Origin of the sequence: Mesorhizobium ciceri biovar biserrulae, from assembly GCF_001618845.1 — a bacterium.
Lineage (GTDB): Bacteria > Pseudomonadota > Alphaproteobacteria > Rhizobiales > Rhizobiaceae > Mesorhizobium > Mesorhizobium ciceri.
Map to the genome: position 1 here is coordinate 5,534,227 of NZ_CP015064.1, position 13,415 is coordinate 5,547,641.

At 63.7% G+C, this 13,415-nt stretch carries 13 protein-coding genes; 3 read left to right on the forward strand and 10 right to left on the reverse strand.

Annotated features, from left to right (window positions below):
* The first annotated feature begins 128 nt into the window (after nucleotides 1-128).
* Nucleotides 129-926, forward strand: a complete 798-nt coding sequence (locus tag A4R29_RS26085) for a hypothetical protein (RefSeq protein WP_063173179.1) — start codon at nucleotides 129-131, stop codon at nucleotides 924-926.
* Nucleotides 927-940: 14 nt separating this feature from the next.
* Here the strand turns inward: A4R29_RS26085 and ptsP are convergent, their stop codons facing one another.
* The 5 genes from ptsP to A4R29_RS26110 all read right to left on the reverse strand — a co-directional run bounded on the left by ptsP (nucleotide 941) and on the right by A4R29_RS26110 (nucleotide 5,771).
* A complete protein-coding gene (ptsP, locus tag A4R29_RS26090) occupies nucleotides 941-2,920 on the reverse strand; it encodes a phosphoenolpyruvate--protein phosphotransferase (RefSeq protein WP_063173180.1) in 1,980 nt (659 codons plus the stop codon).
* 56 nt (nucleotides 2,921-2,976) lie between these two features.
* On the reverse strand, nucleotides 2,977-3,357 hold the full coding sequence (locus A4R29_RS26095) for a PTS glucitol/sorbitol transporter subunit IIA (protein WP_013529330.1): 381 nt from the start codon (nucleotides 3,355-3,357) through the stop codon (nucleotides 2,977-2,979).
* 108 nt (nucleotides 3,358-3,465) lie between these two features.
* Nucleotides 3,466-4,467 carry a PTS glucitol/sorbitol transporter subunit IIB gene (gene srlE, locus A4R29_RS26100; protein ID WP_024503717.1) on the reverse strand — a complete coding sequence of 334 codons (1,002 nt, stop codon included), beginning with the start codon at nucleotides 4,465-4,467 and terminating at the stop codon, nucleotides 3,466-3,468.
* A 16-nt stretch (nucleotides 4,468-4,483) separates the two neighbouring features.
* Nucleotides 4,484-5,245, reverse strand: a complete 762-nt coding sequence (gene srlA, locus A4R29_RS26105) for a PTS glucitol/sorbitol transporter subunit IIC (protein WP_013529328.1) — start codon at nucleotides 5,243-5,245, stop codon at nucleotides 4,484-4,486.
* Between the two features lie 88 nt (nucleotides 5,246-5,333).
* Complete coding sequence (locus tag A4R29_RS26110) at nucleotides 5,334-5,771, reverse strand: transcriptional regulator GutM (protein ID WP_013529327.1); 438 nt, start codon at nucleotides 5,769-5,771, stop codon at nucleotides 5,334-5,336.
* 196 nt (nucleotides 5,772-5,967) lie between these two features.
* Here A4R29_RS26110 and A4R29_RS26115 point away from each other — a divergent pair, with 196 nt between their 5' ends.
* Nucleotides 5,968-6,609: a hypothetical protein gene (locus A4R29_RS26115; protein ID WP_027162939.1), complete on the forward strand. Its 642-nt coding sequence runs from the start codon at nucleotides 5,968-5,970 to the stop codon at nucleotides 6,607-6,609.
* A 94-nt stretch (nucleotides 6,610-6,703) separates the two neighbouring features.
* Nucleotides 6,704-7,378, forward strand: a complete 675-nt coding sequence (locus tag A4R29_RS26120) for an HAD family hydrolase (RefSeq protein WP_013529325.1) — start codon at nucleotides 6,704-6,706, stop codon at nucleotides 7,376-7,378.
* Here the strand turns inward: A4R29_RS26120 and A4R29_RS26125 are convergent.
* From A4R29_RS26125 to A4R29_RS26145, 5 genes are all read right to left on the reverse strand, one after another.
* Nucleotides 7,375-8,538 carry a DUF930 domain-containing protein gene (locus tag A4R29_RS26125; protein ID WP_063173181.1) on the reverse strand — a complete coding sequence of 388 codons (1,164 nt, stop codon included), beginning with the start codon at nucleotides 8,536-8,538 and terminating at the stop codon, nucleotides 7,375-7,377. The genes A4R29_RS26120 and A4R29_RS26125 overlap by 4 nt on opposite strands.
* Nucleotides 8,539-8,646: 108 nt before the next feature.
* Nucleotides 8,647-9,405 (reverse strand): 5'/3'-nucleotidase SurE, encoded by a 759-nt coding sequence (locus A4R29_RS26130; protein ID WP_024503713.1) that lies wholly within the window; start codon nucleotides 9,403-9,405, stop codon nucleotides 8,647-8,649.
* Nucleotides 9,402-10,568, reverse strand: coding sequence for an MBL fold metallo-hydrolase (locus A4R29_RS26135; protein WP_063173182.1), 1,167 nt, complete (start codon nucleotides 10,566-10,568; stop codon nucleotides 9,402-9,404). The genes A4R29_RS26130 and A4R29_RS26135 overlap by 4 nt, the downstream gene beginning before the upstream one ends.
* Nucleotides 10,568-11,647 (reverse strand): ABC transporter ATP-binding protein, encoded by a 1,080-nt coding sequence (locus A4R29_RS26140; protein WP_063173183.1) that lies wholly within the window; start codon nucleotides 11,645-11,647, stop codon nucleotides 10,568-10,570. The genes A4R29_RS26135 and A4R29_RS26140 overlap by 1 nt, the downstream gene beginning before the upstream one ends.
* Nucleotides 11,635-13,338, reverse strand: a complete 1,704-nt coding sequence (locus A4R29_RS26145; protein ID WP_063173184.1) for an ABC transporter permease — start codon at nucleotides 13,336-13,338, stop codon at nucleotides 11,635-11,637. The genes A4R29_RS26140 and A4R29_RS26145 overlap by 13 nt, the downstream gene beginning before the upstream one ends.
* Nucleotides 13,339-13,415: the final 77 nt, after the last annotated feature.

The following is a 13,415-nucleotide window of genomic DNA, read 5'->3' on the forward strand; positions in this document are numbered from 1 at the left end:
CGAGGGCGCCGCCGCCGATTCTGCATGCTGGTCTAGTATCGCCTATTGATCTACCTATCGATAGGAACAATGTAGAGAGTGGCGGCTGCCCGGTCGGCTATCCGCAGCAAATTTCAAGGCGATCCGCGATGCTCCGACAAATCTCCGAAGATGTCCGCGTCAATCTGAAGGACCGGCTGCGGGAAGTCCGCGAAATCATCCGCCAGAGCCGCCATGACGGCAGCGGCCATGCCAGTATCCTGCGCGAAGCAACCAGCCATCTGCCGCCGTTTCCAGGCAAGGGCATCGAAGGCCTGCTCAGCCATGCCGCGAGTGCCGTCGACGAAGCACTGTCGGTCGCCGAAGCTTTCGTCCCGCATGAGCGCCCGATCAAGGTGGACGGCACCACGGTGAAGGGCCTCGGCACCTATTTCCCGGTCGGCAACGAGGATCGCCAACTGGACGCCGAGCGCCTGTTCCGGCGCGATATGTATTATCTGACCAAAGCGGTGCTTGCCGGCCTGAACATCGACAATGCCCGCATCCACGAAGCCGATTTCGCGGCCGTCCATGCCACGATGCGCAAGCGGCATGGCGATCTCCTGGCCGCATTGGCCGCGCCGGGTGCCGGACTGCAGGCAGTCGCGGCCACCTGCTCGGCGCTGCTGGTCGAGTGCCTCAATCAGCGTCCCGTTCGCTTTGCCGAGACCGTGCCGGGAACGCCGGCGGGCGGCGGGGCGCTCGACATAAGCTGCCTGGCGCCGCTCGCTTTGGCCTGCGGCCTGGCGACCACCGGCAGCGACGGCGCGCCGGAGCCGGACATGCTGGAGATCGCGATCCTGGCGGCGGATATTCGCCACGATCGCATCGTTCAGGCTTGCGCCAAGGCAAACCCGATCAGTGAATTGACACCGGTCTTCGCCACCTTGCTTGCCCATCTGCCGTAGTCAGCCGGCCTGGGCTAGCCTTCGGCGGCCATGGCCATAATCGCTTTTTTGGCGCGCTGGATCGAAGCCGGGCTCATCGAGAGTTCGGTCAGCCCCATCTTCACGAAAGTCGCAATCAGATCCGGACGGCCGGCCGCCTCACCGCACATGCCGACCATGATACCGGCGGCGACGCCGGCTTTTGCCGTCATTTCGATCGCCGACATGACGGCCGGATTGGTGACATCGTTGAGCTTGGCGACGGTCGGATTGAGCCGATCGGCGGCCATGATGTACTGGGTCAGATCGTTGGTGCCGATCGAGAAGAAAGCGACCTCCTTGGCCAGCGCCGGGGCGATCAGCACGGCGGCCGGGGTTTCGATCATGACGCCGAGATCGAATGATGCGTGCGGCACGCCTTCGGCTTTCAGCTCGGCCGTGCATTCGTCGACCAGCACGCGCGTCTGCCTGACCTCCGAGATGTCGGACACCATCGGCAGCATCACCTTGATGTTGCCGTGCACGGCTGCGCGCAGCAGCGCCCGCAGTTGGCGCTTGAAGATGTCGGGCCGGTCGAGACACATGCGGATGCCGCGCCAGCCGAGGAAGGGATTCTCCTCGTCGGGAAATTCGATGCCGGCAATCGGCTTGTCACCGCCGATGTCGAGCGTGCGCACAATGACCGGATAAGGCGCAAAAGCCTTGGCCAGCGCCGCATAGGTCTCGGCCTGCATGTCTTCCGAGGGCAGATGCATATGGCGCATGAACAAAAGCTCGGTGCGGAACAGGCCGATGCCCATGGCACCAGCCTCTTGCGCCGCTTCGATTTCCTCGAGTGAGCCGATATTGGCCGCCACCTCGATGATCCTGCCGTCGGCGAGCTTCGGCGTCACCGTCTTGAAGACGGTCAGCCCGGCGCGCTCCTTTGCCGCCGCTTCGACGCGGCCGGCGAAATCGGCACGGGTCGCCTCGTCGGGGTCGATGATCACATGGCCGGCATTGCCGTCGAGCGCGACGTCTCGCGCGGTACGCAAGGCATTGACCTGGTCGCCGAGGCCGAGCACGGCCGGAATGCCGTGCGAGCGCGCGATGATGGCGATGTGCGAGGTGGCGCCGCCATGACCGCACACCACGCCGCCGATACGCTTCAGCGGCGCGCGTGCCAGATCCCAGGCGCCGATGTCGTCGGCGATCAGGATAGCGCCTTCGGGGATGTTTTCGAGGCTGACATCGTCTTGGCCCAGCAACACCAGGCAAATCTGCCGCCCAACGGCGTGGACATCATCCGCCCGCGCGTTGAGATAGTGATCGTCGACGGCGCTGAATTCGGCGGCAATGGTGGAGGCGGCGGTGATGACGGCGGAAACCGCGTCGTTGCCGCCCTTGATCAGGCCCTCGGCCTCACCAGTCAGGCTGTCGTCGGCGGCGATATCGCGCAGCGCGGCGACGATGCCGCGGTCTCCAGCCGACAGGCTGTCCTGCGCCAACGCATGATCCATGCGGGCCTGGACCGCGCCGACAGCCGTGCGGAACCTGTCGATCTCGCCTTCTATCTCCTCGGCCCGCAACATGCGGCCCTGTCCAGCGATATCGGATGGGAAATGCGCAAAGGCCGGGCCGATGGCGAAACCTTCGCTGGCCGCCACGCCACGCAAGCGGTTTGCCCCGCCAGGTGCCGCCGGCACGGATCCCGGCGCGGGTGCCGCTTCCTGCCCGGCATCGTTGGCCGGGCTCTGCGCTTCCGCCTCGTCATCGAGGCCGGCCCGCGGATTCTCGAGATAGCCGATCAGCGCCTCGAGCGCCTCGATGGCATCGGCACCATTCGCCCGCACCGTGACTTCCTGGTTCTCCTTGACCGCCAGCAGCATCAGCTTGACCGAACTCTTGGCGCTGACCGCCTTGCCGTCCTTGACCAGTTCGACGTCGGATTCGAAGCCCTTGGCGAGCTTCACGAACCGCGTCGCGGGACGGGCGTGCAAACCTTCATGCACTCTGACGATGGTCGAGCGTTCCATGGCAAATACTCTGGTTTTGGGCGCCGCTCCCAATATAGGCCGCGGCGCGAATGCTGTCAGGCGGCGATGGTGATGATCGCGCCGGTCTTCAGGGCGGCCACGAGCGCTTGCGGATCGACTTGCGACGCACAGATCTCGCCCGGTCTCTCGGCCTCGGTAGCGCCGTTGAACGAAATGACGACATGACCCATTTCCAGCACCTTGCTCCACGCGCTGGAGCCGACCGCTGTGATAACAGCGGCAACCGGGCCGAGGGTGATCGAAGCGCCCTTGGCGGGCGCTCCGTCACTTGGTCCCTGCTCCGCCTTGTGGAGCACCGAAACCTCGGCAAGCTCCGGCGGCGAGCCATCCGCAAACAGGATGACCACGCCCCCTTCGGCAAGGTCCGCCACTTCGGGGCCGATGGCAGTGACCCGTGTTCTCAAAAGAACCGTCATATGGCGAACCTCATTTTCTCAACTTTCCCTAGAGCGGTGAACCGCTCTATCTCTTTGTTTTGACGCAGTTTCCAAGGGAAAGCATTGTGCGCTTTTCCCGGAATTGCCTTAGAACACGATCAGGCTGACGACCCAGGCGATCAGCACCGAGACCGGCCCCATGATCTGGCGGCTGATGAGCACCGCCGGAACGCCGATTTCGATCGTCTTAGGCTTGGCCTCGCCGAGCGCCAGGCCGACGGGGACGAAGTCGCAGCCCACCTGGGTATTGTAGGCAAACAGCGCCGGCAGTGCCATTGCCGGCGAAATCGTGCCGTTGGCGATCTGCGGGCCGATGATGGCGACGCCGATGACCTGCGCGATGACAGCGCCTGGCCCGAGGATGGGCGACAGGAACGGTAGGCCGCAGATCGCCGAGATGATCAGCAGGCCGACGATGTTGTTGGCCAGCGGACCCATCGGCTGCGCCAGCACATCGCCGATGCCGGTATACAGGATCAGACCGATGAGCATGGTCACGAAGGCCATGAACGGCAGCACGTTGCGGATGACCTGGTCGATGGTGCGGCGGCCGGCATTGAAGAAGATGCCGACGATACGTCCCATGACGCGGCCGATCGTGCTGATGAGGCCGATCAGCCCACCTTCGCTCGGCAGCGGCTGTGGTGCCGCGGTCGCATTGTTGCTTGAACTCATCGCTGCTGCTCCCCCTGCAGTCGTGATCGTTTCGGATCCGTCCGCCATTGTGATGTTGGCCGGCTTCACGCCCGAAACGTAGATGTCCTCGGTGATGAACTGGGCCAGCGGCCCGGATTGACCGACCGGCGTCAGATTGACGGTCGGGATACGTTTGCGCGGATAGACGCCGCATCGTGCGGTGCCGCCGCAATCGACGACGACAACCGCCATCTCGCTTTCGATCGGCGGTGCCCTGAAGCCGTCGACGGCCTCGGCGCCGGTCATGTCGGCGATGAGCTGCGCCACCGGGTGAATGCCACCACCGGTGACGGAAACCACCTTGCTGCGTTGTTCGGTCGGCTCGATGATGAGCGGGCCACCCCAGCCGGTTTTGCCCTGGGAGATCTTTACGGCTTTATATGTCTTGGCCATGATGTCCTCCCCGCCCTTACAGCTCGACGCCTTGGCGGCGTGCCATGATCGCGGTGATGCGTTCGGTCAGCATGCCCTTGAGCAGGATGACGACGAGGCCGACGATGGCGTACCAGATCGCCACCTTGACGTGGTAGCCGGCGACGACGACGCCCTTCTTTTCCAGCTCCAGCAGCGCGACGAGAATGCCGCCCCAGACGAAATACTCGCCGGGATTGATGTGCGGGAACAGGCCGAGCGGCGGGTGCACATAGGACACGGCCGCGTCATAGAAGGCTGGCTTGTGCTTTTCTTCCAGGAACGATCCGAACGTATAGGCCATCGGATTGGTGAGGAAGAACACCGCCAGCAGCGGCAAAAGCGTGTAGCGCGTCAGCGCGATCCGGCCGGCGCCGCGCGCCAGGCCATGCACGCGCTCTTCACCGACCAGTTCGGTGACGGCATAGAAGGCCGTCATCAGCACCACCAGCGTCGGAATGATGCCGGTGACGAAGCCGGCGAAGACCTCGCCACCCTTCTGGAAGATGCCGATGAAGTACTTGCCGATGGCGGTCAGCCAGCCGAGCTGCTCTTCCTGCTGGACGTCCTTCAGCTTTTCCTTGAACTGATCGACGGTGATCGGTCCGCTGTCCGCTTGTGCGAGGACAACGAGATGGTCGGAGGCATGCTCGACAGCGAGCTTGCCATGCAATGCGGCATCCGAAACCATGGCACCTGCGACATGCAGATTGTGCACGGCCATGTCGGCATGCTGCGCCAACAACGAAAATACAGACATTTCTCCTCCTTATGCCACCCGCCGGTTGATCCCAGTCGGTGCGCGGCGTCCTCTATCCCTTTGATTTAGAGCCCGAAATCATCCGGCTCTAAGCCCTTGCTACGTTCAAACCGGACAGGCCCGGCTTCTTCCCCGGCTCCGACCGTGTTTTGTCGATCTGCTCGATCGCCCGTTTCACGGCCTCGGCCACACCGGGTTCCCCCTCCCCCATGATTGCAGGGTTGGACCGGAGTCGATCGAGGGGAACACCCTCGAATTCTTCATGTCTCTTGAACTTGGTGAAGACGGAACGGCCGCTCATCACCATCAGGCGGCGCACGACCAGATCGGGCGTCACCACGACGAGCGCGATGGTGCCCTTGGCCAACCGGCCGCGAAAATTGCCGGCTCCGACGAAGCCGTCCTTGTACTGGTCGGTGACGCCCCTGAAGACATCCGAATAATGCCGCATCTGCAGCCAGACGCCGAGCGACTGCAGTGCCCACACGATAACCAGCAGAAGCAGTCCCCACTGCCAAATCGCCATTCGGTTCTCCTCCCGAAGCCTCAGTTGAATCGCACCTTGGACCGGCGCGTGACAACAGCAAAGTGAGAACATTTGTTTCCGAGAATGTCAATATGTATGATATTGGCCTCTGAAGCGGTCATCCACAGGGCCGCTGACAGATTTCGGCGGCGGCGCCCTTGTGCTAGGCTGACCGGGAAACAGGATACGAGGAAACATGGACCTGCCCTTCAGGGACGAACTGGCCTTGATGCCCGATCTTCGCCATCGGCTGCGGCAGTTGCGCTGGTTCCGCGCCACCTTTCGCGGCAGCGCCAAGGTGGTCTCGGACACGTTCGGCGTGCGCTTCGAGATCGACGAGGCCAAGCTCACCAGGGCCTTTCTCGACTGGGTCGAGATCATGGAGGCGCAGAAGCGCTTCGCCGCGATCGACCGCGCCGACTTCATCGTCTTTGCCGCCGGCCTCGTGCTGCGTGAGCTGATAAAACAGGCGCCGGCCAGGGAAATCTCCGGCCTCACGCAGCTGATCGAGACGGAAACGAACGCCGGCACGCTGGAAATCGTCCGCTTCTGGCCGGAGGGTTTCCTCTACACCAACTACTGCGTCTCGGTGATTTCGGCGATCCACGAGCAGGAATTCGGCACGGCACCCGGCATCGACAAATGCGCCGACGATTTGCGCACCTGGTGGTCCTATCGCGAGAATGTGACCGAGATGCCGGCCTATGCGGTGGCTTTCCTCGACCGCTTTCTCGGCGCCGAACCGAACTGGATCACCCCGGATCGCGCGCAGTCCCGGCAAGCCATGCAACGGGCGCTCGGGTCTTCCCGTGCGAGCGATGCGTTGCGCCAGCTTTGAGCCCGCTCTTCGCGTCCCCAAAAACGCACGCGCTATTGAACATTTGACTTTTTGCCGATAGCGATGTGCGAAAATTGACTCGAGAGGGAAACGCGTGGCGCGACCAAGGCCTATTATTTTCGATTGCGACGGCGTTCTTGTCGACAGCGAGCCTCTGGCCGCCCGCGCCTATGAGCGCGTCTACGAAAAGCACGGCATGCCCGGCGTCAACACCAGCATCATCGCCCAATGCATCGGCATGAAGCAGTCCGATATCATCGCCAGGATCAAAGATTTGACCGGCCACCAGTTTCCGGCGGCGGCGGACGGCGACATCTGGGCCGAGACCAAGGTGCTGTTCTCGCAGGAATTGAAGCCGACACCGGGAATCACTGCCTTTCTGGAGGCGCTTGCAGGCGACCGCTGTGTCGCCTCGTCCTCCTCCGTCGAGCGCATAAACCACAGCCTTGCGGTGACCGGGCTGGCGCGTTTCTTCGGCGATGCGATCTACAGTTCCTCGATGGTCAAGAACGGCAAACCCGCGCCGGACATCTTCCTCTTCGCGGCGGACAAGATCGGCGCCAATCCCGTTGACTGCATCGTCATCGAGGACTCGCCCTTCGGCATCCAGGGCGCGATCGCCGCCGGCATGACGGCGATCGGCTACACCGGCGGCGGCCATACCTATGCCGAGCACGCCGCGCGGCTGACGGCTGCCGGTGCCGATTTCGTCTGCGCCGACTGGCAAGAAGTTAGCCGGCAATTGGCTAGGTTTGGTGTGCCGGCCTAGTTTAGACGATACTTTGTGAATCCACGGCTGGCCCATTCGCCAGGCGGCACGAGTGAGCCCACACGGAAGTTGAAGGACAGGACCCTCGTCGCATCGGCGTCGACTTCGCATCGGAAATTTAGGTTGTACCAAGCGTTTCTGGTGCTGAAGGCGGCCTGCGGAGGATTGAGAACATTGCCTTTGTCCAGCGCAATGGTTGGCACCCATTTGACCGTATAGTCGGCACTTTGCAGTTCCCGGCTCAGAACGTTGCCGCAAAGGGTGGCTACCCGCTGACCGCGCGGCACATTCTCCATGGAGCTTGTAGCGAACGCATTGCCGGTTGCCCCTTGCGAGTAAAGCTTTCTGACGCCCGGAAGGCCGGAATAGATTGGTGATCCTGCAACGTCGTTGTTGGTGGGATTTGACCTTCCAGCATTCCCGATCGGCGCTTTGAAAGCTCTTGCGGGTTTGAACGTCATTGTCTTGGCAGGTTTGGACTTTGCCTTTCCAGTCGAAGCTGGAGGCGCCGGCTTGTCACCGGTCTCAGCCGTCAATGGCCTTGGCGTCACGACGGCTTGCTTTTCGTCAGGTTGCGGTGCGAGTTCTTGTTTGTCCGGCTGCTGTTTGTCGGTGTCCTCGGTCGCCTGCTTTTCCTCGCCTTGCGCGGGCTTTTCGTCCGGCGCAACGGTGGCCGGCTTCTCGTCAGGCTTGCTGGGGTCTGCCTTCTGCTGTGGCGTTGCAGCCGGGGCGGGCTCCGTCGGCGCGGGTGTCGGCGCGACAGGCGGCTTTGCAGCCTCATCCTTGGCCGGCGACGGCGTGTTGGGTTTAGCGCTGCTTCCGTCGAGCGATTTCTCCGGCCCGGTATCTTTCTGGCCGTACTGGAAAACGCGCTTCAGAACCTGGTCGTCTGGCGGTTTCGGCGGCGGCGGCTTTTGTTCAGGCGGCTTTTCAGCCTTCTTTTCAGGTGTCGGTTCCGGCGGCTTTGGAGCAGGTTTCGGCTTGGGCTTCTCGGGCGGCGGCACGATCGCGACATTGACGGGCTGTTCCTGCTGAACCGGCTGCTGCTCGGGTCTCGGCAGGCCATAGATCAGAAACGCTGCGATGAGCGCATGCAGGATCAGCGATGCGGGCAAAGCCCACAGCAGATGCCGCCGCCGTTCTCCTGTTTCGCCCTTCATCCGCACCGATGTGGAATGAAATAGCGGCGGCTTCAAGCAGAGGTAGTGGATTGGCTTGATTTAACCGCTGACAGGTTGGTGATCGGATGACGACGCGCAGACCTCAGGTCAGCCAGTTTGCCGCTGGCGCGGGATCCCGTCCAGAAACCGTTCGTCCAGCCGCGTCTCGCCAAGCCAGTTCAGCCGGTTGATGCTGATGAAGCCGGCATCGATCGCGTCGTTCTCGTCGCCCGGCTGGCTGTCGTGAGCCCGCCCGCGCGGCACGGTGATGACCGTGCGGTCGCCGTCGCTCTCCACGATCTCGGCCTTGCGGGCGATCTTGTCGCGACCGATGCGCGGCTGGCGGATTTCGGCCGGCAGCGAGGTCGGCAGGTTGATGCTCAGCCAATGACCCTCAGCGGCCCAGTCGGCGCGCGATTGCCACAGGGACACGATCAGCGCGCCAAGCCATTGGTCGTCGCCATCGGTGAAATCAGGATTTTTCACGCGTGAGAAGCCAATGGCCGGAACGCCCCAGAAAGTGGCCTCTCGCGCAATGCCGAGCGTGCCGGAATAGGCAAGGTCCTCGGCAACGTTGCGGCCATCGTTGACACCCGACAGCACCAGATCTGGCTTCTTTGTATCGGCGAACAACCAGGTCATGGCGCTTACCACGCAATCGGCCGGGGTGCCGGAACAGGCGTACCAGTTCGGTTTGAGGCGCCGCATGGTCAACGGCCTGGCAATCGTCAATGACGAGCCGGCGGCGGTGCGCTTGCCGTCGGGCGCGACCACCCAGACATCGTCGCACAACGCGCTTGCCGCATTGACCAGACGGGCAAGCCCCGGCGCTTCGATGCCGTCATCGTTGCAGATCAGAATTCTCATCGTTTTCTTGCCTCCGACACCACTATGCGCTGGCCGGTGCGGCATTGCGTGCGCAGCGACGGGATGTGGGTTTGCAGGTCGCCGAGAAGATCCGGCGTGCAGGAATGGCCGAGTGCCGCGGGACGGCCGGCCTTCTCCCAGATATCGACATTGCCCGACAGCGTCGGATGGGTCGGCATGCGTACCCAGTCCGCCCGGCCGGCCTTGTGCAACACATCGCCCGGCGAACCTGACGGCAGATGCCCGGTAAGCAGCACCGGAAAACCGGCATGGTCGGCACGCGGCAAGAGGCGCGACGATGGGCCGGCTTCACCCATGCCGTCATCCGCCAGCAGCGGCATGGACGGCAGGGGATCGGCATCGGTCCAGTCGGCTGCGTCTTGCAAGCGGCGGCGCAGCAACGTTGAAACGCCCGGCAACAGGGCTGCCGTGGCGCCGATCTGCGCTTCCAGGGACGAGCGCATGCCGGCATGGATGGCGAACGGCCCTGGCAAGGCCGCGATCAGCTCCAGCGAGCGACCAGAGAGCGGCGTCGGCAAAAGACACCCGTCCGAATGCCTCGCAACCCATTGCGAGATTTCGAGCGCCCGCGCCGCCCCCGGCACCGGATCGGCGCCATAGGAAGCATCGAGGACAAGCAGGTCGCAGTGCGGGATCGTGTCCATGACGAAGACATTGCTGTCCGGCACCACATCGGCGGAATAGGCGACGCGGCTCTCGCCATCGTCGACGGCAAACCACACGCCGCCCACGACATGTCCGGAGCGTCCCGTCCAGATCGTAAGATTGCCGCTGTTCAACGTGTCGCCGGGTTCGAACAATTCGATGCGATCTTCGGGAAAAGGAAACCGCCTGAAATCCTCGGGCTCAGCATAGCCCGCGAGCGTGGCAGGCGCCTCGTCGCGGGTCTCGGCCGTCATGAAGATCGGGCCGGCATAGCCGCGCGACAGCAGCCAGCTCAGCGCGCCGATATGATCCTCATGGGCATGCGAGACGAACAGCGCATCGATGTCGGCGACCGAGCCGTTCAGCGCCGGATAGTAGTCCGCCCCCGAGGCGCCGACCTTGATGCCGACGTCGAGCAGGATGCGATCCTTGCCGCTGCTGACAGCAAGGCTGGTGCGGCCCTTTTCGCCAAAGCCGCCGAGCAGGTCGAGCATCATCACGATGCCGCCCCCGCCGCCGGGATCAGCCAGCCGGAGCGTATCCGCAGGCGTGCCTGGGCTCCGCTCTCCAGCGCGACCGGATCGGGCTGTTCGAAATGCAAGGTGAGGTCGGGATTGGTCCAAGGCGTGAATTCGATGCGCGCCGAGCCACCCTGGTAGATCACCCGCTTGACCAGGCCATCGAAGCCGGGGCCATCCGGCGATACGTCGAGATCGGCCGACCGGCAGCAGACCTTTGCCCCGGTTCGCGGCCGCTCGCCTGGCCGGCAGCGGACAACCAGTTCCGCGCCGAGAACGCGGACCTTGCAGTGCCCTCTTTCTTCCGCGCTCAACACATCCGCAGGCAGCAAAATGCCCTGCGAAATGAAGGAAGCCACCATTTCATTTGCCGGCTCATGATAGAGTTCGCGTGGCGTCGCCAGCTGGGCAAGACGCCCGCCATCCATCACCGCGATCCGATCGGCCAGCGCCATCGCCTCGGCCTGGTCATGGGTGATGTAGACGATCGTCGTGCCCGTGCGCTTGTGGAAGGACGCGAACTCGTCCTCCATCGAAGCCCTCAGATGCACGTCGAGATTGGCCAGCGGCTCGTCGAACAGAACCAACGAGGGCGCGGCGACAAGGCAGCGCGCCAATGCCACGCGCTGGCGTTGGCCGCCGGACAGATTGGCCGGCCGACGCTCGCCCAGCCCTTGCAGATTGACCAGGGCGAGTGCGTCTTCAACCTTCCGGCGGGCGACGGCCTTGTCGAGCTTCGCCACCTTCAGCGAATAGCCGATGTTTTCGGCGACCGTCATGTGCGGCCACAGCGCGTAGTTCTGGAAGACGATGCCGACGCGCCGCTTTTCCGGCGCGACGCTGCCGCCCTTGCCCGACACGACCTCGCTGCCGATACGGATCTCGCCTGACGTCACCCTCTCGAATCCGGCAACGAGCCGCAGCAGCGTGGTCTTGCCGCAGCCGGACGGCCCGAGCACTGCCAGGAACTCGCCGTCGCCGACATCGATCGATACGTCCTTGACGGCATCGAAATTGGCGAAGCTCTTGGTCACATTGTCCAGGCTCAATCGCGCCATGGCAGCACTCCGGTCGGAAGGTAGGGGGCAAGCAGATTGGTCACCAGCATCAACAGGAAAGTGACCGCCACAGTGATGACGGACATCGCCGCCGCATAGTTGGAATCGCCGCCCTGCTCGAAGGAAAACATCACGACACCGATCGTCTCCGACCCGGACGACCACAGCAGCGCCGAGACGGTGAGTTCGCTGAGCGCCGTCATGAAGATCAGTAGCCCGCCGGCGATCGCCGCCGGTGCCACCAGCGGAAAGATGATCGTGCGCATGCGCGTGAACAGCCCGGCGCCGGCCACTTGCGCCGCCTCCTCCAGCGCCCGGTCGATCTGGTGATAGCCGCTGATGGTTGGCCGCAGCGCCAGCACCAGGAAGCGGGCGAGATAGGCGTAGAGGATGATCCAGACGGTGTTGTAGAGCTGGATGCCGGTGAGCGGGATCGGCCGCAGGAACATGAGCAGCGAGGCGATCGCCAGCACCACGCCGGGCAAGGCATAGGGCAGTTCGACCGACAGATTGAGCAGCCGCACCCAGCGCTGCTTGCCCCAGGCGATCAGATAGCCGATCGGCACGGCGACGAGGACCGCGAAGAAGGCCGCCGCGATCGACAGCCAGAAGCTGTTGAAGAAAGCCCTACTGGCGGCATCATGCTCGAACAGCACGAAGCGATAATTGTCGAGCGTCGCCGTCTTGGCGGTGAGCGCAATGCCGTAGCCCGGCACCAGCGATGTCAGAACCAGCCCGAACAGCGGCAGGACCAGCACCACGATGATCAGCAGCCACATGCCGGCGTGCACGGCGGGCCGCCAGCGGCCGAGCTCATAGGGCTCGGCCTGAAGCGACGTGGAGCTGATGCGATAGTCGCGGCGGCGGCTCATGATCTCCTGGGCAAGGATGCCCGCCATGGCGATAATGCCGATCAGCACCGACAGGAACGCGGTTTCGCCGAGCACGGCGGGGCCGCCGCCGGCCAGCTTCTGATAGATCAGCGTCGGCAGCACGAGATAGTTGGCGGGAATGCCGAGAAAGGCCGGAATGCCGAAATTGCCGACGCATGAGACGAAGGCGAGAGCAGCGGCCGCCATGATCGACGGCGTCATCAAGGGCAGCACGATGGTGACCAGCACGGTGAACCAGCCGGCGCCGCCCGCCCGCGCGGCTTCGACCAGCTCGCGCGGCAGCTTGCGCAGCCCGGCGCGCACCAACAGGAAAACCAGCGGGCCATACTGCACGCCGAGCAGCAGGATGATGCCCGATGTCGAATAGAGCGGGTTCCTGGTACCGAGCGGCGGTGCCGCCCCAAACAGCTTGAGGAACGGGCTTGCCGGGCCGAACAATTGCAGCCAGGCCAGCGCCGTCACCTGCGGCGCGATCATCAAGGGCATGACGTAACAGAGCACCATGGCGCTGCGAGCGCGGATATCGGTCAGAGTGACGAGGACGGCCACCAGCGTTCCAGACAGCACCGCAAGCAGGGTGCCGCCGATACCGACGACCAGTGTGTGCCAGGTGGCGATCCAGGTCGCCGGACTGGCGAGCCCCGCCTTTATCGCGACGGTCGACAGCGTGCCGCCGGGCGCCACGATCTCCTTGATCAGGCGCAGCATCGGCAGCAGGGAAAGCAGGACGATGACGATGGCTACCGCCGCCGTCAGGACCATTTCCTGGCCCCGGCTTTCCCTGATCCGTGTTGACATGATTGCGTTTCCTGGGGTCGATCAGCCGAGGCGATCGGGGTTTTGCCCGTCAGGGATACCGCTGGGACGGCACCCCT